Source organism: Desulfobacca acetoxidans DSM 11109, from assembly GCF_000195295.1.
Classification (GTDB): Bacteria; Desulfobacterota; Desulfobaccia; order Desulfobaccales; family Desulfobaccaceae; genus Desulfobacca; species Desulfobacca acetoxidans.
Genome location: NC_015388.1, coordinates 261,149 through 287,325, shown reverse-complemented (window position 1 = coordinate 287,325; position 26,177 = coordinate 261,149). Strand labels below are relative to the sequence as shown.

The following is a 26,177-nucleotide window of genomic DNA, read 5'->3' as shown; positions in this document are numbered from 1 at the left end:
CATAAAAACAGTCGACTTCCAACGGATTGCCAGGAGTCATTACCTCTTACCTTTTACCACTTACCTAAAACCTGTTTTTATATAAGTGCTCATGTTCTGCCGAACACAACGAAGCATAAAAACAGAATCGTGGCGGCTGCTCACAATAAAGTTTTTGCTGCTCACGGCTCACGGCTCACTGTTTTTATATAAGGCCGTTTTTTCATAAGTCCCTGTCCCTTTTGAATACGATAAATATATCATAATACATAATCTACCTGCTTCTTGGAACTGGAAGTTTATGGCAACAAATCTGATCGGAAAAACCGGCTGTTTTTTTACTCAAGCCGGAAAGCCTGTTCCACAGGGCTGTTTTTATTCAAACAAATTATCCGGATTAGAATGTGTCCTGGTCTCACAATAAACGTTCGGATCGATCTGCTATACATATTGTCTCATAAACACAAGTATGCTGGTGAAACCTGATTATTTGTAATAACTGTTTGACCTTTTACAAAGAATGGCGTATAAGCAAAACTATCAGTTATTTCAAAACCGATTTTATCTGTCGCCCTGAGCACACCGAACAGTCTCAAGTCTTTAAAAACGTGAGAATCTTCGCAGCACTCAGCATGACACCTTAGTGAAATGAGGGGTCTTGAAACAACTGATAGAAATCGAAGACCTTCCCGCAGTTATACTGAAATTCGAACAACATTGTGTCACCTGGAGATCGAGCCGCCGTTATCTGTTTCGCTTGCGGTGGCCGGAGAGGGTGCGCTGTTTTCGGGTCGCCGCCTGAAAGCCTGGTCGGCCAGGAAGTGAAACCACGCCGTTACCAGGTAATTATTAGCTCTCGGTTGCTGTGAGCCCCCGTTCAAGAACAGCCGGAAACCCTTGAGATCGAAATCTAGAGGTATGTGGTACCGGATCAATCAGTTCAATCACACTTTTGGGGAGAGAACATGCGCCGCAACACCCGATGTCTTCATAGCCCAAAACCTACGAGTAAAAATTCTGTCAAGGCCGCAGCACCAGCCTTTATATCCGAAAAAGAAATATCGAAACGAGGTCGACTGGGTGGGGATGAAGAACATCATCATACTAGATTTTGGAACTTAGTTGCCTTAATACTGGCGTTTTCTTTGGGTGGACAGCCTTCGCTGGCTGTGGCGGATAGTATTCCGGCCATTGTGCAGGAGATTCAACAGGGCGCCGAAGGTGAACATGGTGAGAATAGTGTAGGTTTGTGGTGGTGTCATGGAGGCAATGGCGGACTCGGAGCCGCGGGCCCCCGGGTAAGCAGTGTCAGCCCCAATAATATTCTGTCGTCGACAGGTCCCATTGAGGCGCAAGATGCCATCGGCGTTTATGGGGAGAGCATCGGCGGCAACGGCGGCGGTGGCGGCTCTGCTACCGCCGAATGGTATGCCGATGGTGGCAATGGCGGCAATGGCGCCAATGGTGGAACGGTATGGATCCGAAACTACTACAGCATCGCTACCAGTGGTGCCAAGGCCATGGGATTGTACGGAACGAGTCGCGCCGGCGATGGCGGCAGCGGGGGCGACGCTTTTGCTATTTATGCCGAAGGCGGCAACGGTGGGTCTGGCGGCATTGCCGGTGATGTCGATATCCAAAACAAGGACAATGGCCGCATCACTATCTCGGGGGCGGGGGCGCATGGCATTTTTGCTCAAAGTTTGGGAGGTCATGGCGGAGCCGGAGGCAGCGGCGGCGGCCTCTGGGGTGAGGGCGGTTGCGGCAATAGCGCCGGCCGCGGCGGTCAGGTCGCGGTGGGCAACTATCAAACCATCCAGACGGCGGGAGATGAGGCCCATGGCATCTTGGCCCAGAGCATCGGCGGCTTCGCCGGGGAAGGGGGCAGCGGCGGCGATGGCTACTACGTGGGGGTGATCAATCAGGCAAGTATCAGCACCAAGGGCAAAGGCTCCGATGCCATCCGGGCCCAGGGCGCCGGCGGCGGCGGCAGCGCCGGGTCCGGCTACGGTCTGGTGGCGTTGGGGGGCCAGGGCAGTGCCGGCGGTTATGGCGGCGATGTGACCGTCATGAATTTAGTCAGCGGCGGCGGGCTGGATGCCCTGGGAGCCAGTTCCCATGGCATTTACGCCCAGAGCATCGGCGGCGGCGGCGGCAGCGCCAGTCTGGTGGCCGGGTTGGTGGCCATCGGCGGCGACAGCAGTTCCACCAGTCGCGGGGGCAAGGTTGAGGTAACCAATGAAGGATATATTAACGCCACTGCTAATGCCATTTTGGCCCAGAGCGTGGGCGGCGGCGGCGGTGACGGCAGTCTTGCTGTCGGAGCAGTCGCCATCGGCGGCAAGGGCGGCGGCGGTGGCGATGGTGGGGTGGTGATCGTCAAGAGCACTGGTGCTCTCTCGAGTTCGGAAGACAACGCCAGCGCCATCCTGGCTCAAAGCCTGGGGGGCGGCGGCGGCAACGGCGGCTTCAGCGTGGCCGCGGCTGGCAGTGACGGCCTCTCGGCGGCGGTGGCCATCGGCGGTAAAGGCGGCAGCGGCGGTGACGGCGGAACGGTTAATGTGGTATCCCAGGCGGGCAACACCATTAAAACCAGTGGCAATAATTCCTCCGGCCTCCTGGCCCAGAGCGTCGGCGGAGGAGGTGGCACCGGCGGTTTTGACGTTGCTGCCAGCATCGGCAAATTTTCTTTTAGCATGGGTCTCGGGGGAACGGGAGGGTCAGGCGGCAATGCCAACACAGTCTCCCTGGATTCAGGGGCTGAAATCACCACCAGCGGCCATAACGCTGCGGCCATCCTGGCCCAAAGCATCGGCGGCGGCGCCAGCTCCGCCACCCCCATTACCAGAAGCCCGAGTTGTTGGCAGAAGCCCCCAACCAGGTCTGGTCCTGGGATATCACCAAACTCTTAGGCCCAGTCAAATGGACCTATTTTTACCTCTACGTCATCCTGGACATCTTCAGCCGCTATGTAGTGGGCTGGATGGTGGCTCACCGGGAAAGCACCGTCCTGGCCACACGCCTGATCTCCGCCACTTGTGAGAAACAGGGCATCATGCCCGGACAACTCACCATCCATGCCGACCGGGGACCGTCAATGAAATCCAAACCCGTGGCGTTTCTGCTGGCCGACCTAGGGGTGACGAAAACCCATAGCCGCCCCCACGTCTCCAATGATAACCCTTTTTCGGAAAGCCAGTTCAAGACCCTGAAATACCGCCCGGAGTTTCCGGCCCGCTCTGGCTCTATCCAGGACAGCCGGGAGTTTTGCCGGCAGTTTTTCCCCTGGTATAACACCGAACATCGCCACCACGGCATCGCCTTATTGACCCCGCAAATGGTCCATTACGGCCATGCCGCCGCGGTGATTGACGCCCGCCAACAGGTCCTGAACGCCGCTCATGCCGCTCACCCGGAGCGCTTTGTCCGTAAACCGCCAGTCGCCTTGCCGTTGCCGAAGGCCGTCTGGATCAACCCACCTAAAAAGGAGGTTCTGAGCGAAGAGCTGCTACAGTAATTTCTGCATTAGGGTGTCTCAAAACCATTGACACATTCCGCTCAAGAAAAGTTCATAAGATGCCGTAAAGAAGTTAACTCACCACTTAATTTGGGGGAGGAAGTTATGCTGTCCCAGGATCTTTCACAAGAACAGGGAGAGGCTAGGTTTAAAGGGAATACGGCAGCAGATCTTCAGGCTTGGGCGGCAGCGCCGGGCCGGAAAAGGCGGGTGGGCCGCCAGGCGCGGGGCCGGTGGCCGGCGGAGCGGCTAATGGGCTGCCTGGCGGCGGTTTTTCTGGCCCTGGGGGCGCCGCTGGCCATGGCGACGCCCATCGCGGTGGTTTCGGAATATTACCAGGGGGGCACTGGCGGCCCCGGCCAAACCGGAGGAACCCCCGATAAGGTGAGCAGCGTCAGCCCAGACGGGTTTTTATCCTCCAGCAAGGATATAGACGCCCACTACGCCATCGGCATCTATGGGGAGAGCCTCGGGGGCCAGGGGGGCGGCGGCACCCACGGTGATTTTGTGAACGGCGACGGCGGCAAGGGGGGGGACGGCGGACCGGGCAACAGTGTGCAGATAAAAAACCTCTATAGGATTACCACCCAACCCGATCAGCAAATAGGAATTTACGCCTCCAGCGGCGGGGGCGACGGCGGCGGCGGCGGCGATGCTTTCTGGGTGAACAAAACGGGCGGCGACGGCGGCAAAGGGGGTGACGCGGGGGCAGTCACTGTCATCAATGGGGAAGGCGGCGTCATTACGACGACGGGGCAGGGCGCCCATGGCATTTTTGCCCAGAGCAAGGGAGGCACCGGCGGCGCCGGGGGGGCCGGCGGCGGCGCCCATGGCAAGGGCGGCTGCGGCCAGGGCGGCGGCGGCGGAGGTCCGGTGACCGTGACCAACGCGGGTGACATAATAATTAATGATATAGAGGCGTATGGCATTTATGCCCAGAGCGTCGGCGGCTTCGGCGGCAGCGGGGGGCTGGGGCACGGTATCGTGGGCTACGGGGGTGACGGCAACAGCGGCGGGGATGGCAACACCGTGACGGTAACCAACTCGGGAGCGATTCGGACCACTGGAGAAGCTGATTCTGATGCCATCCATGCGGAAAGCATCGGCGGCGGCGGCGGCAGCGCCGGGGCCGCCCATGGCCTGGTGGCCATTGGGGGACAGGGCGAGGCCGGCGGCTTTGGGGGCGATATCATCATTAACAATACCGGCGCCTTGTGGGCCTACAGTAAATCCCGCGGCATCTTTGCCCAAAGCATCGGGGGCGGCGGCGGCAAGGCCCAAAGCAGCGTGGACGGGCTGGTGGCCATCGGCGGCAGCAGCAGTATCGGCGGAAAAGCGGGCCAGGTGCAGATCACCAATCAAGCCGATATCACGGCCTGCTCCAATGCCATTTATGCCGAGAGCATCGGCGGCGGCGGCGGCTGCGGCACCCAGGCGGTGGGGATGGTGTCCATCGGCGGCGGCGGCGCCGGCGGCGGCGACGGCGGGGCGGTGAGCGTCACCAGCGCCGGGAATCTAGCCACTAGCCAGGACAACGCCAGCGCCGTCCTGGCCAAGAGCACGGGGGGCGGCGGCGGCAGCGGCGGCAACTCAGTGGGGGCCGGGTTTTGGGCCGGCGTGGCCATCGGCGGCAAGGCAGACAAAGGCGGCAACGCCGGCCCGGTCACGGTCAACTGTGACCTGGGGAGCTCATTGACCACCACCGGGCATGCCTCCCACGGGGTGGAAGCGCAAAGCATCGGGGGCGGGGGCGGCAGCGGCGGCTACGCCGTGGCCGGAGCCATAGGTGATTTCTTAACCACCACCGTGGCCCTCGGCGGCAGCGCCGGCGGCGGCGGCGCCGGCAACGATGTTAATGTGTCGAGTGCCGCAAACATCAACACCCTGGGTGCCAATGCCGACGGCATCCTGGCCCAGAGCACCGGGGGCGGCGGCGGCAGCGGCGGCTTCGGCGTGGCCGGCAACGTGGGCCCCGGCTGGCAGGTGTCGGTGGGGTTGGGGGGCAGCGGCGGCAGCGGCGGCAGCGGCGGTGAGGTTGTTGTAATTACAACTGCTGACAAAGCCATCACCACGGCCGGGAACAATTCCCTGGGCATCCTGGCCCAGAGCACCGGGGGCGGCGGCGGCAGCGGCGGCTTCGATGTGGCAGCCAATGCGGGCGGCATCTCGGCCACAGTGGGTTTAGGAGGTCAGGGAGGCAGCGGGGGCGCCGGGGGGCCGGTGCAAGTTGACAGCGGCAGCGCCATCACTACCACAGGCAATAATGCCCATGCCCTTTTGGCCCAGAGCGTGGGCGGCGGCGGCGGCACCGGCGGCTTCAACGTCTCGGGGGGCGTGTCTGTGGGCTCGGCGGCCGTCAGTTTGGGGGGCGCCGGCGGGGACGGGGGCCACGGCGGCCAGGTAACCGTCAACAGCGCCGGCGATCTCAGCACGGCCGGGGATAACGCCTGGGGAGTGTCGGCCCAGAGTGTGGGCGGCGGCGGCGGCGCCGGCGGCTTCAGCGTGGCCGGCAATATCAGCGGCCTCTTCGGCGCCAGCGTCAGCTTGGGCGGCTCGGGTGGCGGCGGCGGCAGCGGCGGCCAGGTGCAGGCAACGCTGAGCGGCGACGCCATCAGCACCCAGGGGCAAAACTCACCGGCCATCGGCGCCCAGAGCGTGGGCGGCGGGGGCGGCGCCGGCGGCTTCAGCATCAGCGGCTCTGTGGTCACCGGTACCCCGGAATACCCCAGTTTTACGGCAAATGTCAGTTTGGGCGGCAACGGCGGCCAGGGGAATTCCGGCGGCGAGGTTGACGTCACCAGCAACGTCGGCGCCATCACCACGGCCGGGGACCATGCCCAGGGGATTAAGGCGGCCAGCACCGGGGGCGGCGGCGGCAGCGCCGGTTACAGCATCGCCGCCGGGTTCAGCAAGAACGCCTCGCTGAGTTTTTCCCTGGGCGGCCAGGGTGGAGATGGCAACATGGGAGGCCCGGTGAGTGTGGAGAGCCACAGCGCCATCACCACCAGCGGGGCCGGATCCCAGGGGATTCTGGCCCAGAGCCTGGGGGGCGGCGGCGGTGACGGCGGTTTCAGCGTCACCGGGGATTTTACCTATAGCGGCAAATCGCTGGATCTCGGGGTGGCCGTGGGGGGCTCCGGCGGGACGGGAAGCCACGGCAGTCAGGTGGCCGTCAAATCGTTGGGCCCCACCATCAGCACGGCCGGCGACGGCGCCGCCGGGGTGGAAGCCCGGAGCCAGGGCGGCGGCGGGGGCGATGCCAGTTTCAGCGGCGCGTTATCCTTGGGACCGACCGCTTTTGCTTTCGGATTCGCCAAGGTTCCCGGTCTGACCCTGGGGAACGTGGGCGGCGGGGCTGGCGACGGGGGAGAAGTCAGCCTGGAAAACCAGAGCGATGTCTCCACTCAGGGCGATGCCGCGGAAGGGTTGTTGGCCCAGAGCGTGGGAGGCGGCGGCGGCAAGGGCAGCTTCAAGCTGCGAGGCCAGGTGGGTTTCGGGGAACAAGGCTTTCAGTTTAAATTGGGAGCCCAAGGGTCCGCCGGGGGGGGCGGCGGCGATGCCGGCCCGGTCACCGTCAATGATCATGTGGCCGCGGGGGTCACCCAAAAAACCATTGCCACCAGCGGCCATAACTCCCATGGCATTGCGGCCCAGAGCATCGGCGGGGGCGGCGGCAAAGGCGGCAATGCCATGCAACTCGGCGTTACCTCCCAGGAGGGCTGGTTCCCACAGATGAATTTCGTCTTCGGCGGGGCCGGGGGGGCTGGGGGCGCCGCCGATGAGGTGTCGGTGACCAGTGACAGCGGCATTACCACTCAGGGAGAGAACGCCAGCGGCATCCTGGCCCAAAGCGTCGGCGGCGGCGGTGGTGACGGCGGTCTGGCGGTGGGGCTCAGTATTAAGACCCAGCCCACCAAACTGGTGCTCGGCGCCTTGAGCGTGGTCAAGGGGGGCAGCGGCGGCAGCGGCGACGCCGCGGGGCTGGTGACGGTGGAGAGCCATGGCTCTGAGATTGCCACCCGCGGCAACTCGGCTGCGGGCATTCATGCCCAGAGCGTGGGCGGCGGCGGCGGCAGCGGCGGCGGCTCCTATAGCGGCAGCTTTAACTACAGCGGCAAAGACTCCGGCCTGGCCGTTTCCCTGGCTCTGGGCGGCAGCGGCGGCAGCGGCGGCGGCTCCGGGGGAGCGACCGTCACCTGCGCCGGCGCCATCAGCACCGGCGCCACTCAGGAGCAGAATTTTGTCTCGGGCAATGACAGCTCCGGCATCCTGGCGCAAAGCATCGGCGGCGGCGGCGGCAGCGGCGGCTACACCGTGGCTGGGGTGTTTAATCTCAGTAAGGAGAAGAAGAACGGCAGCCTGGCGTTATCCTTCGGCGCCCAGGGTGGGGAGGGCAACACCGCCGGGGAGGTAAGCGTCACCAGCACCGGGGCTGCCATTCGCACCCTGGGGGATCGTTCCTGGGGCATTGCGGCCCACAGCATTGGGGGCGGGGGCGGCAGCGGCGGCTTCAGCGTGGCCGCCGGGGTGGACCTAAGTCCTCAGCTCATCGGCGGGGACCTCTCCTTAAGCATGGGGGGCGACGGCGGCGCCGGGGCCGATGCCGGGGCGGTGACGGTGCAGAGCAGCAGCAGCATCGCCACCGGCTGGTCGGACCAAGCCGGGATCCATGGCCATGATTCCCCCGGCATCCAGGCCCTCAGCCTCGGGGGCGGGGGCGGCAGCGGCGGTTTTAGTCTCGTCGCCGGGGTGTCCAGCGGCATCGATTTGGATGTATCGATGGGAGGCAAGGGCGGCGGCAGCGGCAAGGGCGGCGAGGTGAGCATCAGTCAGGGCAGCGGCCAGATCAGCACCCTGGGAGACCGGTCGGCGGGAATTGACGCCCGGAGTGTGGGGGGCGGGGGCGGCAGCGGCGGCTTCAGCATCATCGGCGACCTTTCTGTTATAGGATCCCTGGGCGCCAGCGTGGGTGGTTCAGCCGGCGACGGCAGCGACGGCGGCGGGGTGCAGATCAGCAGCGGCAGCAGCAGCATCAAGACCCAGGGGGATGACTCCCCCGGCATCACAGCCCAGAGCGCCGGCGGCGGCGGCAGCAGCGGCGGCTTCATAGTCGTCGGCGCAGCAGATGTAGGAGGGATGGAGGTCGGCGTCGGCGGTACGGGCGGTGATGGCGGCCAGGGCGGCTCCATTACCGTAACTGATACCGGCAAGCTGATTGAGACCGCCGGGAACCGTTCGGTGGGCATCACAGCCCAGAGCGTGGGCGGCGGCGGCGGCAGCGGCGGCTTCAGCGTCATCGGCGATGTTTCCTCCGCAGGTGATGTGGCGGTGAGCCTGGGGAGCTCAGGCGGCAGCGGCGGCGGCGCCGGCACGGTAAACCTCGCCAGCGCCAGCAGCGTTAATACCCAGGGGGATGACTCCACCGGCGTCATGGCCCAGAGCGTGGGCGGCGGCGGCGGCGACGGCGGCCTCAGTGTCATTGGGAATTTGTCAATTGTAGGTAATGTGAACTTCTCTTTAGGGGCCCAGGGTGGCGACGGCGGACAGGGCAGTAAGGTGACCATCAATTACGGCACCGGCCAGATCAGCACCCTGGGAGACCGGTCCGCGGGCATCATCGGCCAGAGCGTTGGCGGCGGCGGGGGCGGCGGCGGCCTCAGCGTGTCCGGCGCGGTTTCTTTAAGTACCCTGGGTGTGACCCTGGGAGGATCAGCCGGCAGCGGCAGCGACGGCGGGGAGATGCAGATCAGCAGCGGCAGCAGCATTAAGACTCAGGGGGATCACGCCCCGGGCCTCCAGGCGCAGAGCGTCGGCGGCGGCGGCGGCAACGCCGGGGTCAGCGTGGCCGGGGAATTGAGTCTCGCAGGGCTAGGGATCGGCATCGGGGCTGACAATGGTCAAGGCGGTCAGGGCGGCTCCATCACCATTACTGATACCGGAAAGCTGATCGAGACCGCCGGGAAACAGGCGCCGGGCCTCCTGGCCCAGAGCATCGGCGCCGGCGGCGGCACCGCCGGGTTTTGCTTCAGCCAGGCAGGGTATATTCCTTTCCCCATCCACTGCGGCGGCAAAAACGGCGTCAGCGGCAGCGGCCAGGCGGTGACGGTGCAGAGCAGCAGCAGCATCACCACCCACAATGATAATTCCCCGGGCCTCCTGGCCCAGAGCATCGGCGCCGGGGGCGGGTTCGCCGGCGCTGATCTTGCCGCCGGCGCCCCGCAAAGCGGCGACGTCACCCTGGGGGCCGAGAACCAGGCGCACGGCGACGCCGGCCCGGTGCAGGTCAAGACCACGGGGACCAACATCACCACCGCGGGCAAAGGCGCCATCGGTGTGGCGGCCCAGAGCATCGGGGGCGGCGGCGGCCTCGGCTGGGTGACGGCCCCCGATAACGCCGGCGCCACCGGCAGCCTCACCCTGGGAGGAAATAATGCCGGCGGCTCGGGCGGCGCGGTGAGCCTCACCAACAGCAGCCACGTCACGGTGTCCGGGGCGGGGGCTCACGGCCTCGTGGCCCAGAGCCTCGGCGCCGGCGGCGGCCTCGGCAGCACGGTGGCGAAAGGGGCTGCCATTCACTTCGGCGGCGATAAAAATGCTTCTGGCGACGGGGGCGAAGTGACCGTCACCAGCACCGGTGCCATCAACCTCAATAACAGCATCGCGGCCTGCGGCCTGCTGGCCCAAAGCATCGGGGGCGGCGGCGGCCTGGTGAGCCACACCTCCAGTGAAGCCCCCACACCCTTCAGCGGCGGCTTGACCTCCTGGGGCAACAGCAGCCAGGGCAGCGGGAAAAACGTCACCGTCACCAGCTCCGGGAACATCGACGCCGGCGGCCAGGCCTGCATCGGCATCGCCGCCCAGAGCCTGGGGGGCGGCGGCGGCTTGAATATGAGCCAGGGCCAGGGCGGCAGCGCCGGCGCTTACGGCGACAGCGGCGACGTCACGGTCACCCAAGCGGGGACCATGAAGCTAACCGGGGCCGACTCGATAGGCATCCTGGCCCAGAGTGAGGCTGGCAGGGGCACCGTTGGCAGCGTCACCGTCAATGTCAACGGCGCCGTCGAAGTCCTGGGAAACAGTGCCAGGGGGATTTTGGCCTACGCCGAGGGTCATATAGTGCAAAGCCCGGTGAACTTTACGGTGGCTGAAAACGCCAGCCTGGTTGTGGGCCCCGCCAGCGGGAAGGACCCAAACTCCGTGGCCCTGTCCATCAATACTAACAACAACACAAATATAGAAAATTACGGCACCATCACCTCGGCTGGGAACCTTCTCAGTATCAATCCTGTCAGCCCCTATTCGCCTTGCAACTTTACCAATTACGGCACCTTATCTTCCCATGGGGATCTGACTTGGGAGTACAACGGCACCTTTAAGCTGGCGGACGGAAAACAGACCATTGACGGCTGCCTCATTATGAAACCTTGCGGAGACTATGGTCAGCCTCCTCTATACCAACTGGAAAAAGGGGAGCTGGTGACCAAAGGCCTAAGAATGGATTTCGGGCCGGTTAATTTTACTCAATCAGGCGGCACCAACACCGTGAACGGCGACATCTTAATAGCATCCGACACAGGGTTGGAAGCAAGTTTCACACTTCAAGATGGCCAAGTCAACGCCGATAACATCCGTATTGCCAATGAGTTTGATTATGCCGCTGGGGTATTCACTCAATCTGGAGGCACCAACCGGGTGACCGGTAATCTGATAATTGGCTTAAACCAGACCTGTTACGGCGTATATAAATTAGACGGCGGCCGGCTGCAGGGCGACGAACCTCAAGTCCTGCCCGGGGGCCATTTCATCAAACAGAAGAGCGCCGAACTGGAGTTCGACAAACTTACTATTGCCCAGGGCGGGGAGTTTACCGGGGGCGGCCTCGTGGTCGGCCATATTGAGAGCAGCGGTTTGATCCGGCCGGGCAATTCCGTGGGCACCCTGACCATTCAGGGGGCGCTGGTCAAAAACGCCGGCGGCCGGCTGGCAATGGAGATCGCCTCGGCCGGCGATTATGACCGCCTGGCAGTCACCGGCACCCCGGGGACGCTTACCGTGGCTGCCGATAGTATGGTGGGGTTCACCCTGCTGGACGGCTACTGCCCCCGGGGCAACCAGGTTTTCCCCGGGATCATCACCGCCAGCGGCGGCGTGCAGGGAGTATTCCAGGGCGTGTCGAACCAACAGATCAGCCCGACCCTCTTCTGGCAGCCGCGTTACTGCGCCAACAGCATGGATCTTGCCGTGCAGAGGAATTACACCCATGCTGGCCTGGGCCTGAATGCCAACCAGGCGGCCATTGGAGCGATGCTCAACCGGCTGGCCGGCGTCACCACCGGCGATCTGGATACGGTCCTGCACACCATTGATTATCTCCCCGACAACACCGGCGTGCGGCAGGCCTTTCAACAGGTCTCCGCCGAAAAGAGCGCGGCCCTGTCCAACCTGGCCCTCACCGGGGCCTCCTTCCAGATGCGGCAGCAGGCGCAGCGCCTCACCGATCTGCGCTTCGGTCCCCGCGGGGGCGGACCAGCAGCCGATGGATTCGGGGCTTTGAGACTTAACTATTCCAGCCTCCAGGGTCTGATGCTGGCCTATAACTCCGCCAGTTTGGCCGGGCTGCTGACGCCAAGGCCAGGAACAGCCGCCGAAAAACCCTGGGGCTTCTATCTCTACCCCTCTTTGGTCCTCGGGTCGCAGCAATCCTCGCTGAACCAGACGGGCTACAATTTTAATATGGCGGGCTTTACGACCGGGGCCGACTGTTGGCTGGGAGACAACCTGGTGCTCGGCCTGGCCACCGGCTACAGCCACAGCGACGCCGATTTCAAGGGTTCCGGCGGCAACGTCGCCACCAACACCTGGCCGCTGACGGCCTATGCCGCTTATCTCGGCCGGTCCTGGTATACGTATGGCTCCCTCGGATACGCCTTGAACCTCTTCGACCTGGAACGAAATCTTGCCTTCGGCGGCCTGCAGCGCACCGCCAAGAGCTCGCCCACCGGGCACCAGCTCAACGCTTATGGCGAGGCGGGCTACGACGTCAAAGCCAAAAACCTCATCATTACCCCGATGGCTTCCCTGGCCTATTCCGGCCTGTGGATTGATAGCTATCAGGAGAGCGGCGCCGGGGCCCTGAATCTGCAGGTGGGAGGCCAGAGCGCCGACTCGCTGCAGACCGGCGTCGGCCTGAAGGTGGCCGCCCCGGTGAAGCGGGCTGCGTTCACCCTGGTGCCCCAGGTCTATGCCAGCTACCAGCATGAGTTTGCCAACGGCAGCCGGGGGCTCAACGCCAGCCTGAGCCAGGCGGGTACTACCTTTGCCTTCCGGACCGACGCCGCCCAACGGGATTTTGCCGTGGTGGGCGCCAAGGTGGATCTCGTGACCCGTAAAAACGTCCAGATTGGGGTCAACTACAACGCCGAAGTGGGCCGCGGCAACTCCACCGCCCACTCCGTCTATGCCGGGGTGCGCTGGCAGTTTTAGGAGCGGCGAGCGGTACTTCGGAGTCACACTGCTTTAACGGCAAAGATGAGCAAAGGGAGCGGAATGTGGTTGGTGACTAATTCCGGCAGAGGAAGGGGAAAACTAAAAGTAATTCCGGCCAAGGCACATCGTTCCTTAATGAACTTCATCATCTACCTTTTCGATGGTAAACCAGGCGGATTGTTGCCTGCCGCAGCACAGGAACTGAGCCTGCCAGAACTCAAAATAGGTATCTACCTGCGCAACCACCGGGAACACTTCCTGCCAGACGCCGCATTCCTGGCATTGGGCATAGAATTTATCGTCTACAATCCGGGCAGGCGGCATGTGGTCTCGTGCTAGCGCAAATCCGCGATCTGCGCTAGCAGGGATATATCTGAGTCAGTTCGGTTTCTACCGAAAACATGCTTAACAAGATGACCTGACAGCAGGCTAAACGTAGGTCAGCCATGAATCGTAGCGGGGTTTTTTCCCATGGACCGCATCGAAATAGGTTTCCTGAATTTTTTTGGTAATAGGACCAGGCTTGCCGGTGCCGATACGACGGTCGTCAAGCTCGCGAACCGGAGTGATTTCGGCGGCAGTGCCGGATAGGAAAGCTTCGTCGGCGATATAGAGATCGTCCCTCGAAAAGCGCGCTTCCTGAATTGGAATACCTAAATCCTTGGCGATTACAATCACGCAATCGCGAGTGATGCCCGGCAAGATAGAGGTTGACGGCGGGGTCTTAATGATCCCGTTTTTAACCATAAAGATGTTTTCTCCGGATGCCTCTGCCACGTAGCCAGCCGTATCCAGCAGCAGGGCTTCATCATAACCGGCTTTGGTGACCTCACGTTTCGCCAGAATGGAATTGACATAATTGCCCACGCCTTTGGCGCTGGTCATCATAACATTCACATGGTGGCGGGTGAAAGAGGAGGTTTTGAGGCGGATACCGGAGAGCAGACCTTCGTCGCCCAGATATGCCCCCCAGACCCAGGTAATAACGGCGACTCGGATAGGATTATTTTGGGGGTGCAGACCCATAGCACCATCGCCGATAAAAATCAGGGGGCGTAGGTATGCCTCTTTTTGATCATTTTGGCGCAAGGCCTCAATACAGGCCTGGTTGATGTCATCCTCCGAAAATGGAATTTCCATCTGCAGGATATGGGCCGAATCAAATAATCGCCGGGTATGTTCCGGCAACCGGAAGATAGCCGTCCGCCCATTGGCGCACTGATAGGCGCGGACCCCCTCGAAAACACCCAATCCATAATGCAGGGTGTGAGTCAGAATGTGAACCTGGGCCTGATCCCAAGGGATAAATTTGCCGTCCAACCAGATAAACTTTGCTTTATCAACCATGAGTCGCTCCCTCAAACTGAATAAGTTAAACATGTACTGTTTTTTCGACTAGCTGTCAATATCTTACCGTTTTTGGTTTCTGCTGTGTCCAGTTTCCGGTTTCCGGTTAAAATAAGTACCAGTTAGGCGTGTTGAGGAAAAGATGAAGAACAATCCTACCCTAACCCCTAATATTGTTGTTTTTTTGTAGGTGTGGATCTCAGACCCACTTCTACGATAGCCGCCCTCAATCTCAATCGGTCAGACTTTTGGCAAGTGCTATATTCGGCAACTTGGAGCCCGTTAAAGAAAGATATGTCGGCGGTTGGCAGTGAAGTAAAGGACAGGTTGGATCATTTCCGGGGAGGCAAGCTGGAAAAAGCGAGCCGCCAGCTCTCGGTAGGCCAGCAATTGGGGACGGTATGCGTCGGTCTCAGAAGCAAGAAATGTTTCCCAATCTATGCCGACGGGGGGACGCGAGGTCTTGTAATCCAGAAGCCACCACTGGTAGCCGTCAAACACCAACCGGTCTAGCCGTCCCCGGCGGATGGTGGCAGAGTCCTGCCAGGCTTCCACCAGCCATTCGCTTCGGACTACCGGCAGATTTGCATCAAGCAGCGGCGCCAGGAACGGGTCATCCCGGCAGGCCTTGACTTCAGCCAGCATCTCGTCTGCCAAGTCCAGGGCGTATTCTGCCGAAACACCTGCCGACCGCAGAACCGAGGCCACGGCGGCGGGTTCGGGCAGGGGTACCCCCCGGGAAAGAGTTTCCAACAACCGATGGATAATCTCCCCTCGCAGTCGGGCCAGGGTAATTTCTTCACCAGCGGTATCCTCATCAGACGTAAACCGGTTACTCTGATCTGAATCATTGTTTGCCTCCGAACCAGAGAGCTGGGAGGGAAACTGCATTTTGTAGGGTAAAAGCTCGGGTTGAAGATCATAGGGCAATGGCGGTGTCTTGGTCTCTCCGGTGGGGAGCAGCAGTTCAGAGATTTCCTGAAAAACCGACACCGGCAGGGGCGGCGGTTGCCATATTGATTTTTGGCCGGGATATAGTTCGCCGTCAGGGTAATGCTGCCGCAGCCAGCCGAGGGGGCTGTTGGCTGGAAACTGACAATTTCCGGCCTTATCGGTTTTGATCACCCCCGATATCTGAAGAGATTTCTTGGCCCGGGTGACGGCCACGTAGAATAACCGGCGAGCCTCGCTCAGCAGGCGTTGTTTGGCCAGATCCCGCAAGGTGTGGTAAAGCAGGCTCTGTTCTTTACCGGCATAGGCGCAGTTTAAGGCGATAACGGCCCCGCCGGCAGACGATGTTTCCTCCATCAGGAACGGTGTATCGCTTTTCCCGGTCAAAAGTGGCTGCCAATCGCCCGAAGGCAGAAAAACATGGTCAAATTCCAGCCCCTTGGCGGCATGTACGGTGAGCACCTCCACTGGTGAGTCCTTCGCCCGGGGATCCGCCGGCTGGAAAGCCTGGGTCAAGAGATCGGTGAGCCGGGCCAGGGTAGCCTCTGGCGTACACGACGCGGCAGTCGCCAGGAGGTCCAGATAGACTCTGGCATTGGCCACTCCGGCAGCCCCCTCCCAGGCGGCGATCCGCTCCCAGCCGCCTGCTGTCGACAGCCACTCCGCCAAAATCTCGTGCAGCGGCGCCCGCCCTACCATCTTTCCGGCCTCGGCGCAGACTCGCCACCATTGCCGCACTTCCGCGGGGCAGTCGTTCGAGACGGCACAGGCCTCTAACTTCTTTGACCAGAATTCTTCCTGATAATCCGCCACTTGAGCCAAGAAACCGAGCGGCTGCGGCCCGGCGAAGCCCTGAAGCAATCCCGCCCAGGCAATGTCATCATGCGGATGCACCAAGGCAGTAACCGCATTGTGGAGATGCTGCACCGCCAGACTGTCGTATAACGCCAATCCTTCCCGCACCCGCAGACTTAGCCCGGCATTCTGGCAGGCCAGAAGATAGGCGGGAAGCTGGCGCCGGGTAAAGAGCAGGATGCCGATGCTCTCTCCTGCAGCTATGTTCTTCACCTTCAGACTGACCTGCCGGGCCAGCCAGTTGGCCTCCTGTTTGCGCCCCAAACTTCGGTCAGCGGCAGTGAATAGGGCCAGTTGCGGCGGGTCGCCCTGCTTGGCGTCAGGTTTGGCTACAGCCTCTGAAAATTCTACCCCATTCCTTTCACCGGCTTTCATGATAGTCTGGCCGAACACGTTATTCACCCATTGGATCAGCGTGCTGGTAGATCGGAAATTGGTGCTCAGGGTGAGGGTTGTGAATGGCGGCGCTTCGGGACAGGGCAGCCGTTTTTGCCGGCGCGTCTGGAAAAAGAGCTCCACTCTGGCCTGCCGCCATCCATAGATGGACTGCTTGGGATCGCCTACCACCATGAGACTGCGGCCGAGGTCTCCACTCCAACCTGTAAGCAGGCGGCACAGCAACTCCATCTGCCTGGCGCTGGTATCCTGGAATTCATCCACCAGCAGATGGGACAGGCGGCGGTCCAGGCGCCAGAGCAGATCAGGAATATTCTTATCCGACAGTAAGTTGAGGGCGGCCTGTTCCAAGGCGCTGAAATCCAACACCCGCCGGGTCTGGCAGAGCTCCTCATACGCAGTTAACGCCTGATTCAGAAGGATGATAAGGTCTTGCACGGCGGGGACTTCATCCGGCTGCAAGAGAATCGAGGGCTGCTCCTTCAACCGGCGGAGCTGCGGCACCAACGTCTCCGGCAGATTTTGGAGCAACCCGCCCCAGACGCTTTCCCGCATTTTTTTTGGGAAACCTGATCTCGCCGGAAAGGTGCGGTAGCATGAGCCTTCTTTGGTTAAAAGGCCCCTGGCGATTTTCCCCCAATCGGGCAAGGCCGATACCTGAGCCTCTGGGATGGATTCCGGCAAGTCGTCGGCCAAGCCGGCTCCGGCATCGGCCAGATAGCGGTAAAAAGCCGACCAGTTGCGACCGAGTTCGCAACCTAAAAATTCCTTCTGCAGGTGATCGAGTTCGGGCTGCCAGATTTCAATCAGATGATTCAGCAAGATGGCTTTATATGCTTCCGGGTCGCGGCTTTCTCGCGCCAGGGCGATGAAATCCCCCAATACTTCCCGACGAGACAGCAACTCACGGAGTTCGGCGGCCAGGCGGGGCCAGTCATTGTTTAGCCGCACCAACCGCCGCACCAGGGTTTGGCGGACCGGATCGCTGGCTGGAAGGGTGGCCAGCCGTCGGCGCATGAGCTCAATGGCTTCTTTTTTAAGCCAATCTGCCTCCCGGTCTTCTATCAATTGGAAGTCTGGGGGCAGGTTGGCGTTGTGGGGGGCCAGTCGCAGCAGTTGGGCGCAGAAACTATGAAAAGTGGAAATCTGCAGGCGTTCAAAGTAACCGTTTTTTTTATCTGCCTGCTGGTGGCTGACGGTCTGGGCCAACTCCCGCAGCTCGACGGCATGTTGAGAAGGTGCGACGTCGCTCGGTTGCTCAGTTCCACCCTGCAGTTGCTGTTGGATACGGGCCCGAAGCTCCCCGGCGGCTTTGCGGGTGAAGGTCAGAGCCAGAACTTCTTCCGGCTCCTCCACTCTGGCCAACAGGGTGAGATACCGTTTTAACAACACGGTGGTTTTGCCGGACCCGGCCGGTGCTTCGACATGAACACTGTATGAAGGATTAACCGCTAACTCACGGTCACGCTGATCCACCGGCGCCATGGCGGTCATTCGTCCTCCTCCGCTACATCCTCAGGCCGATAGCCGCATAGGAGATGAAAAGGGCAGTAGGTACAGGAGTTGCCTTTCCCGGGCGGGGGCAGTGAAGGGTCAGGACGGAAATCTCCCTGTTGCACTTTCTTGCCTACTTTGGCAACTGCAGCCAATTTCAGGCTCAGCAGCCGTCGCCAATCCCCGGCTGACAGACCATAATCCTCAAACCTGAGATGGTCCTGGCGGCTGGACTTCAAACCGATGATCCCGGCCCGGGCCTGTTGCCGCGGGAGGGTCGGGATGAGGCCATGCTGCACCGCCAGAAGGTAGCCCGGCAATTGAAACTGACTTCGATCTTCTTCAAGGTCTCTCTGTTTCGGAACATTACCGCTTTTATAATCCCAGAGCATCAAGCCCTGTTCCTTATGCCAGTCTATCCGGTCGATACGGCCGCGTATCGAGCCGGGCCAGTCAGGCAGCCGCAGCCCGGCAAAAGGGGCTTCCATTACCAGCCAGCGCCAGCCGTTCTCATAGTGCTGCCGCTCTTGCTGGAGCCATTCCCGTAGCACCCCCCCCTCCGGGGCCAGCCAGCGCTCTAACTCAGCCTGCCAGTGGGGGTCGGCCTTCGCCCAGGACTGGAATTCTTCCATGACTATCTGGAGGCAGTTTAATGCCGCAGCCTCGTTCCAGTGATCGGATTCTTGAATGGCCTGAGAAAACCGGCGGGTAAACCTCTCCAGGACTTGATGCAGGGCGCTGCCGCGCTCCGGTGGCGGCAGTCCGGAGTCGATTTCGGGCAATTCCTGCAGGCCTAAAAGTACGGAAAAATAAAACTGGCAGGGACAGGCAAGCGCTGTCATGAGGGCCGAAAGGGAGATCTCAGACGGCAGTTTAACAGACGTCAACTCCTTGTTCAGAATGGCTCCCCCACTTGCGGGGGCCTGAAAAACTACCCGGACTGCCGGGGAGCGCAGCCAGGCCGGATGGGGCCGACTCAGGGGAGAGCAGGTTTCCTGCCGCCAGGTCTGATCGATTAAAAAGCTGGGGGTTTGTTCCTCCTCCTGCTGCACCAAGGGGCGCGTGCAGATCAGACGGGGAGCGACGGCCTGCAGGTTTCTGTAGGCCTGCTCTGCAAACTGCTGTTGGCCCTGGTAAGTTCCCCCCAAGACTAGGACCCGCTCCGAGGCCGTGAGCAGCGGCAAGGGGCGGGGCGGCGGCGGGAAAACCCCCATATTGAGGCCCATACAGAAGACAGCGTCGAAATCCAGGCCCCGAAGCTCCAGCAGACCCAAAATCTGGACTCCGGCTTCCTGAGTGCCCTCGCCGGGCAGATCAATCTGTCGCGCCCCGAGGTTCAGCCACTCGATCAAGGTGGACCCGCTCAACTCAGAACTGCCTTCCAAGGCGGTCAGATCCCTGAGGAGTTCCTGTAGATGCTGATACGATCGTTCCTCTAACGGCGATAGCCTCCCGGGAAACCCCGACTGTTCCCAGACAGCTTGCAGACGTTTAGTCCAAATACCGGCGGGAGCAGGGTCCAATGGCAGACACGAAATGATCCTATCGAGCCGGGACAACAACGCCGGTTCCAATCCCGTCCGGTCAGCCTCAGACGCCGCCCGGCGGAGAGCCGGCCAATCATAGGCGATTCTGGACCGGCGCCAGATCAGGTCCCATTGCAGGATCGCGGCCTGCTGAGGACTGAATTCCTGGTAATAGGGCGAGAGCAGCCAGGCGGCCAGGTCCTCCCGGAGCTCACCATAGGTCCTAAAGCGCAGGGGCAGCAGGGCAGCGTGAAAAATCTGGGTCTCGGCCAGGCAATCTCCCAAAGAAAAATTACACCAACAGCCTTCCGGGGTCATGCCCGGCCCTAATAATTCCCGCCAGATACGCCGCAGTTCCGGAAGATACTCGGTAAGATTGGGAGCAGTAACGGCTAGGCGGTGCAGTGGTATCTGCTCCTGATCGGCCAGTTCCAAGACCTTGGCAGCCACCCAATCCATCTCCTGACGCCGGTCCGGCAGGGTGATTGCGTACCTGGCCGTATCCTCTCGACCTACCAGGATTAGCTGTATGAGAGGACACTTCCGTGCTACGGCAGTCAGCCACTCCTGCTCAACCGGAGCGGGAGTTTCCATGCCCACCAACAGGATTTTTTCCGGCCAACTGAGACTGCCCGATTGGAGGGCCTGGAGCAGGTAGGACGGCAGGGCGGCGGGGGTGATAGAGCCTTTCTGCCTCAGGAGGTCCAAGAACTCTCGAATCACAGGCCGACGCCAGGCGATGAGGGCGGATTCCCCGTAGGCTCCGGCGGCCGGAGGAATCTGATACCGCTCGATCAGATCCAGTGCTTCATCCAGGGCGGCGGCCCAGGCCAAATCAGCTTCAACGCCTTCAGGGGGAGGCGCAGCCGCCATTGCCTGTAGCCAGCAGGACATCCGTTGCAGATAGGAGGCCGGCTGCACCGGCAACCAGAGCTGTTGGCAAAGCTGATGCCACCAACCCGAAAGGGTAGTCATGGCCAGAGGTTCCCAGGCCAAACGACCCGCAGCCCTCGCCGCCAGACGCTGTCGCCGCCAGACTTGGTACGCCAGCCGCATATGGGGCACAATGATTAAAGCTCCGGGCGACTGGGCCAGTAGAAAGTCCTGTAGAGCAGCGCTGGTCGGAAAAATTTTGATCGCGGCGCCAGGGATAGTCATGCGGAATTTTGGGGGTTCAGCCTATTGCACCTCGGGGTCGGCTTAAGAAACACCTCGGGGCCAAGTATCCTCACTGTAAAGAAAATTAAGTTTCTGGTTCCGGTTGTTACTAAGGAAAGTAGGGCGGAAAGCGAAGCGCCTCCCGCCGCAGTTAAATAATAACTGTTGCATAGGCTGGAAATCCTGTGCTGCTGGGAAGGAGTTTTCATGCTGTGCGGACGCTCCTGCAAGAATGGCCTTCATAGAGAATCCGCCAGCCCTAGCCCTCTCTCAAAACCTCAAACCACGTTAGAGTTTCAAAGCCTTAAACCGCTTGCTGCGGGCCGGTTCCATCCGGGTATGGGCTGCTTGGGCAATGAATTTGATATTAGCCAACCGGTCTTTAACGTCCGGATGAGTGCCCAGGATGCCACCAGTTCCCCCTTTGGTGCTCATGGCCGTAAGGATGGCCACCATAGCCTGAGGATTATAACCGGCCCGTTTGAGGGTTTCCACTCCTTCCCGGTCGGCATTCTCCTCGGCGGTACGGCTGTAGCCGTTGACAATCACGGTTTTGAAAACGTCGTCGATGGAGCCTTCAAAGAGGCTGACCATCTGTCCCAGACTGCCGCCGTATTGTTTGGCGGCCTCAGTGCCGATGGTAGTGGCCACTTCGGTCCAGCGCGCCTGGCTGATGGAAGCGATGCCGTCCCGATTGGCAATGTGCCCTACCTCATGGGCCAGCACTGCAGCCAATTGATCTTCGTTGGCACAGGCCTTGATCATCCCTCTAGTAATGAAGATGATCCCTCCCGGACAGGCGAAGGAGTTGGCTTCCTGACTATCCAGCACTGCAAAGTGATAGCCCTTATAAGTCTGAGGCCGGATGGATTTACGGGCCACGGTCTGTCCCACCTCATTGACGTAGGCGGTTAATACTTGATTCTTATACAGGGGATAGCGCGACAGGATGCGGGCGGCTACGGCGCGGCCGAGGTAATATTCCTCCGAATCACTGATTTCCCGGGAGGCCTCGAGGGCCTTAACCCCGGCTTTCTCGGCGATATCCGCCGCCGGTTTGATGCTCTCGGGTACGCCGGGAATGGAGGCAATGACTTGGGCGCAGCCGTAGAGACAGAGGGACGTTAGCACTAGGCCAACCATCTTACCGAAGCCTCGTTTCATGGCTGTAATCCCCCTTCCTTGATAAAAGCCTGGAGTCTATTGGGCGTGACCCCAAACTTTTCCACCTCATCAACCAGGGCATAATTCAACGTCGGATGCTTCTGGCGATAACCTGCCTCGACCTCGGGAGTGAAACCCTTGCTGGCCAGGGCTACCTCGTCAGTTTTGGTTTCTTGGACGGCTCGGCCCCGAAGAATCGTTGTTAGATCGAACTTTCTGCTGCTCGGAAAGGCCTGCTGATGCACCCAGCCTTTTTTACCCTGATACTCCACCTGGTACCATTCCCCGGCCTGCTGAATAACCATTAATTCGGCTCCTTCGGGGGCAGTGACCACCGAGGGGCTGGCAAAATCCGGCGATGAAAAGATCTCCTGCCTGGATTGCGTTATTTTATAGGTTTGGGCGTAGCCGATGCCACTGGATGCCAACCAGAGCGCTATACCCCATACCACCAGTTTGGGCACCATTTCTTTTACAAGATTAATCCGTAGCACGCCACCGCCTCCTGTGCGAATTAGCACCATCAGATTTTGAAGAGTGAAAACAGGACCGGTACCTCACATTGCGGTTTCCGGTCAGAAAATAAGTTTCGAGTTCCAAGTTAAACACATCGGAGCCGGCAAATTGCCGCCAGATAATTTTCCCGGTTTGCTGGTGTTTTCCAAAGAATGGCCTCTGCCATAATCTCTACCACAAAAACCGGCTCCGACACAAGTCGAAAGCAGATGCGTTTCCGATCCCGATTGACCGCCTCTTGGTTTTAGGTCTCGAGTCTGATTCCTGCACCTGCTTGGGACAAATACCAGATTCGTCCCTACGAATAAGCCGGCCGGTGCTGCTGATGTAGTACCTTATTTTTTATCCGGGCGAAAGACTGCATCCCAGTCGGCAGCCGGCGGTTTGTTCAACCATTCCTGGCAGCGCCGTCGGAATGTCTGACTGGGTCCATGTTCCGGCCAGTATTTCAAGGACAGTTCAAAAGACAGCGCGGCTTGTTCAAAATGGCCTCGGCGGTAGAGCTTTAGACCTTCGTCAAAGGCGGCCTGGACCCTCGCCTGGGAGATGGTCAATTCCTCTTTGAGAGCCAGGGGTTCAAAGACCCGCACCGGTGTCTTCCGGCCTTTGACCGCGACCAGGTCGATCTCCAGGAACTCAATGCTTCCCTGACACTCCTGGACCGTACTTTCACTGGCCAGGATAGTACTGCCGAAAAATTTGTTCAAACCTTCCAGGCGAGAGGCCAGATTGACTGTATCGCCGATAACCGTGTAGTCGAAGCGTTTGCGGGAACCGAGGTTGCCCACCACGGCCTCCCCGGTGTGCAGACCGATACGGCAGTGGAGTTGTGGCCAACCTTTTTCACTGAAACGCTGGTTCAGGGTTCTCAGCACCGCCTGTTGGCGCAGGGCGGCCCGGCAGGCTCGCCGGGCGTGGTCTTCCTGAAACAGCGGCGCCCCCCAGAAAGCCATGATGGCGTCGCCTTCAAATTTATCCACTACCCCTTGCTCCTCCAGGATAATATCGGTCATCCGGGAAAGATATTCATTCAGGATAGTAACCACCACCTCCGGCGCCAGACGTTCGGATAAGGTGGTAAACCCTGCCAGATCGGAGAAAAACAGGGTCAGACGGCGGCGCTCGCCTCCTAATTTCAATTTTTCCGGATGCTGCAACAGGTGGTTGATAACTCCTTCGGACAGATAATGAGAAAACATTGTCCGAATAGCCTGTTTCTGGCGGCCCTCGGTGGCGTAGCTAAAAGCGGCGCTCAGCACCGAGGCCAGACCCAGGGCCGCGGCGGGCAAGACCGGCGGCAGCAACCAGCTCTGCCAGAAAAGCATCGCACTCAGAGAAATATGCAGGAGGGCGAAAAACAGCAGGGAAGACAGGATAACGGCGAGCCGGTTGGCAAACAGGATCGACACGGTGATGCCACTCATCAGGATCAAGCTCCAGGTCCAGAGGATCCAGGAGGGAACAACTCTCAAAAAGTCTTCCTGCAGCAGATTGTCCAAGAGGGTGGCATGCAGCTCCACCCCAGGATAAACCGGAGCCAGGGGAGATGGCTTGAGATCCAGAAGACCCGGAGCCGTCGTGCCCAATAGAACCCATTTACCTGTAAAATCGAACGGGGGGTATATCGGGGAAAGGCCATGGCGGCAGCGAGCTTCCGACTGGATGACATTAGCGGCGCTATACCGGGTATGACTCCGGCTGGGACCTCGAAATTTGAGCAGCAGATTGCCGTTTCGGTCCAGCGGAATCCGCAGGTAACCGTGGACCAGATCCCCATTATCAAATTTCCAGGGACCTGGTTCCTGCATCTGCTTAAAGGCCGCAAAGGCTAATGTTGGCAGCCAGCGGTCTCTAAAACGGACGACCAGGGGCAGACGGCGAAAGACGCCATCGGTATCCGGGGAACTCTCCACGTTACCTAGTCCCCGAACCGCAGTAGTCAACGATAGGATGGGCGGCAGCAGGGATTGGTACTGTTTAGGAATAGCCGGCGGCACACCCGTGATGGTCAGACCGGATTTTCGCAGAATATCATCCTGGCTTGATTCCGGCTCTTTGGATCGTTGCGACAGGAAGAAGGGAAGGAAGACATTTCCGCTGGAAGCAATAGCGTCGGCAAATTTTCGATCGTCTTCCTTACCATAAAATGAGGTTTCGGTGAAAAGCAGGTCCAGGAGCACCGCCTTGGCCCCACCTCGGCGACAGAAGTCGAGAATAGGAGCATACAGCTCCCGCGGCCAGGGCCAGCCAATGCCCTGCTCCTGAAAAAAATCAATATCCGGTTGATCGATAGCAATAACTACGACTCTCTGGTCAGCCGCCGGCAAAGGCACCTGGCGGAAAAGGATATCCAGAGTTTTTAAAGAATATGGCTGCAACAGACCGGAATAATCCAAGGCCAGCGACAGAACGAAAACAATGCCGGAGAGGGCGGCAACGGCTTTGAGTTTTGCCCAGACAGTATAAACAGGGAGGTAATTCATGCCATAGCATTACGTCAGTAAAACCCTAGATTTGGTCCTACCTAAGGTGGGCGTCTAAAAGAGTCTGTTCTCTGTTTCCGTTATTGCCCCAAAACCTGACACTAAAAAAGCATCTGCAGAAAACGGTCGTGGAACTGACTGATCTCCTGATGACATTCGCCACAGAAAAATCTTACCTCGCCTAAAATTTCAGACCGGTCGTTTACTGAAGTAAAACTGCCGTCTTCATTTTGGACATAATAAGTGGTAATAGTTACCTCCTCAGCCACTTCGTAGAATTCAGTATCGTTGCCGCAATTGGGGCAGGAAATTCTCATATGGGAAGATTATTCTCCTGATAATGATAAGGTTTTGCGGTACAAGGGATTGCCTGGATCGATTTTGCGGGCTGCATCGATTTCAATCTGGGCCCGTTTTTGCTGTCTTTTGGCCTTGATTTGATGGCCTTTGGCGGCAGAGAGCTTAGCCTGATGGTTGAACAGGCAGGCCAGATAATAATGGGTGCGGGCGTCCCGCGGATTTGTCTCATTGGCGCATTGCAACACCTGCTGGGCCTTACGGTATTGTTTATTGTAATAATAAGTGATACCCAGGTTTCGTTGCATTACCGCCTGTGAATCTTTGCCGCATTGCGGCAGGGACGTTAGTAAGACTTTCTCCAGGGTATCGAGCGTCTGGTCATCCAAACCGATGGCGATATCTTCCTGCAGCATCCGATTGCTTAGCGTGATTACCTCATCGGCGCTCACCACATTCCGATCGGCAAGTTCTCGGAGCTTAGCCTTATCACCTACGAGGGTGGGCGATGGGGCCGGCTCCGGTTCCTCCATTTTATGTGACGGCGGTTCTTCCACTTCAATCACTTCAGTACCACCACATCCGAAAATTATAATCATAGACCAGATCAGCAATAGGACCAGTTTTGGCATTTGATTATCCTCTGACAAGAGATTCTTTCAGGCGCCTTCAGCAAGTGGAGGTTCACCCGTTGGCTTTCGGTGGCTTGACGATCAAAAAAACCGCCACAGGAAACTATTATCCCATCACGGCCCAATGCGTCAATGATTTTCCGGCATTCAGCTCTCACTTTTAGTAAGTCCTGAAAAGTTGTTCTTTTTTGTTATTTTCTGCTATAATAAATCGAGGCCGTGGTTAAATTGAGAGATTATTTAAGGAGGAAGAAGTAAAAGAACAGGGTCTTTCACTCCAACGAGCGTTCATCCGGAAACTGCGGTGGTGCTCCTTGCAGCACCAAGGGAAAACGGAAATCTTTTTTGCAGGGGCGGGGCTACCCTGCCTCTACAC

The 26,177-nt window shown here is 59.7% G+C and carries 11 protein-coding genes and 1 pseudogene; 3 read left to right on the top strand and 9 right to left on the bottom strand.

What is annotated here, in order from left to right:
• Positions 1-1,124 precede the first annotated feature (1,124 nt).
• From DESAC_RS14875 to DESAC_RS01105, 3 genes and pseudogenes are all read left to right on the top strand, one after another.
• A complete protein-coding gene (locus tag DESAC_RS14875; RefSeq protein WP_052301864.1) occupies positions 1,125-2,891 on the top strand; it encodes a hypothetical protein in 1,767 nt (588 codons plus the stop codon).
• Positions 2,795-3,496 (top strand): annotated as a pseudogene (locus tag DESAC_RS01110) (transposase); the annotation flags it as partial. The gene DESAC_RS14875 and the pseudogene DESAC_RS01110, both read left to right, overlap by 97 nt.
• Before the next feature lie 105 nt (positions 3,497-3,601).
• Complete coding sequence (locus tag DESAC_RS01105) at positions 3,602-12,979, top strand: autotransporter outer membrane beta-barrel domain-containing protein (protein WP_013705233.1); 9,378 nt, start codon at positions 3,602-3,604, stop codon at positions 12,977-12,979.
• A gap of 135 nt (positions 12,980-13,114) precedes the next feature.
• On the opposite strand, the gene DESAC_RS01100 is transcribed toward DESAC_RS01105, so the two are convergent.
• The 9 genes from DESAC_RS01100 to DESAC_RS01060 form a co-directional block, all read right to left on the bottom strand.
• Positions 13,115-13,306, bottom strand: coding sequence for a hypothetical protein (locus tag DESAC_RS01100; RefSeq protein ID WP_013705231.1), 192 nt, complete (start codon positions 13,304-13,306; stop codon positions 13,115-13,117).
• Positions 13,307-13,411: 105 nt separating this feature from the next.
• Complete coding sequence (locus DESAC_RS01095; protein ID WP_013705230.1) at positions 13,412-14,329, bottom strand: branched-chain amino acid transaminase; 918 nt, start codon at positions 14,327-14,329, stop codon at positions 13,412-13,414.
• Between the two features lie 282 nt (positions 14,330-14,611).
• Complete coding sequence (locus tag DESAC_RS01090) at positions 14,612-18,025, bottom strand: UvrD-helicase domain-containing protein (RefSeq protein ID WP_013705229.1); 3,414 nt, start codon at positions 18,023-18,025, stop codon at positions 14,612-14,614.
• Positions 18,022-20,709, bottom strand: a complete 2,688-nt coding sequence (locus DESAC_RS01085; RefSeq protein WP_013705228.1) for a PD-(D/E)XK nuclease family protein — start codon at positions 20,707-20,709, stop codon at positions 18,022-18,024. Before DESAC_RS01085 ends, DESAC_RS01090 begins: the two co-directional genes overlap by 4 nt.
• Before the next feature lie 288 nt (positions 20,710-20,997).
• Positions 20,998-21,873 (bottom strand): M48 family metalloprotease, encoded by an 876-nt coding sequence (locus DESAC_RS01080; protein WP_013705227.1) that lies wholly within the window; start codon positions 21,871-21,873, stop codon positions 20,998-21,000.
• Positions 21,870-22,367, bottom strand: coding sequence for an SH3 domain-containing protein (locus DESAC_RS14870; protein ID WP_013705226.1), 498 nt, complete (start codon positions 22,365-22,367; stop codon positions 21,870-21,872). Before DESAC_RS14870 ends, DESAC_RS01080 begins: the two co-directional genes overlap by 4 nt.
• Before the next feature lie 357 nt (positions 22,368-22,724).
• Positions 22,725-24,872: a CHASE2 domain-containing protein gene (locus DESAC_RS01070; RefSeq protein WP_013705225.1), complete on the bottom strand. Its 2,148-nt coding sequence runs from the start codon at positions 24,870-24,872 to the stop codon at positions 22,725-22,727.
• 101 nt (positions 24,873-24,973) lie between these two features.
• On the bottom strand, positions 24,974-25,189 hold the full coding sequence (locus tag DESAC_RS01065) for a hypothetical protein (protein WP_013705224.1): 216 nt from the start codon (positions 25,187-25,189) through the stop codon (positions 24,974-24,976).
• A gap of 9 nt (positions 25,190-25,198) precedes the next feature.
• A complete protein-coding gene (locus DESAC_RS01060) occupies positions 25,199-25,801 on the bottom strand; it encodes a tetratricopeptide repeat protein (RefSeq protein WP_013705223.1) in 603 nt (200 codons plus the stop codon).
• Positions 25,802-26,177: the final 376 nt, after the last annotated feature.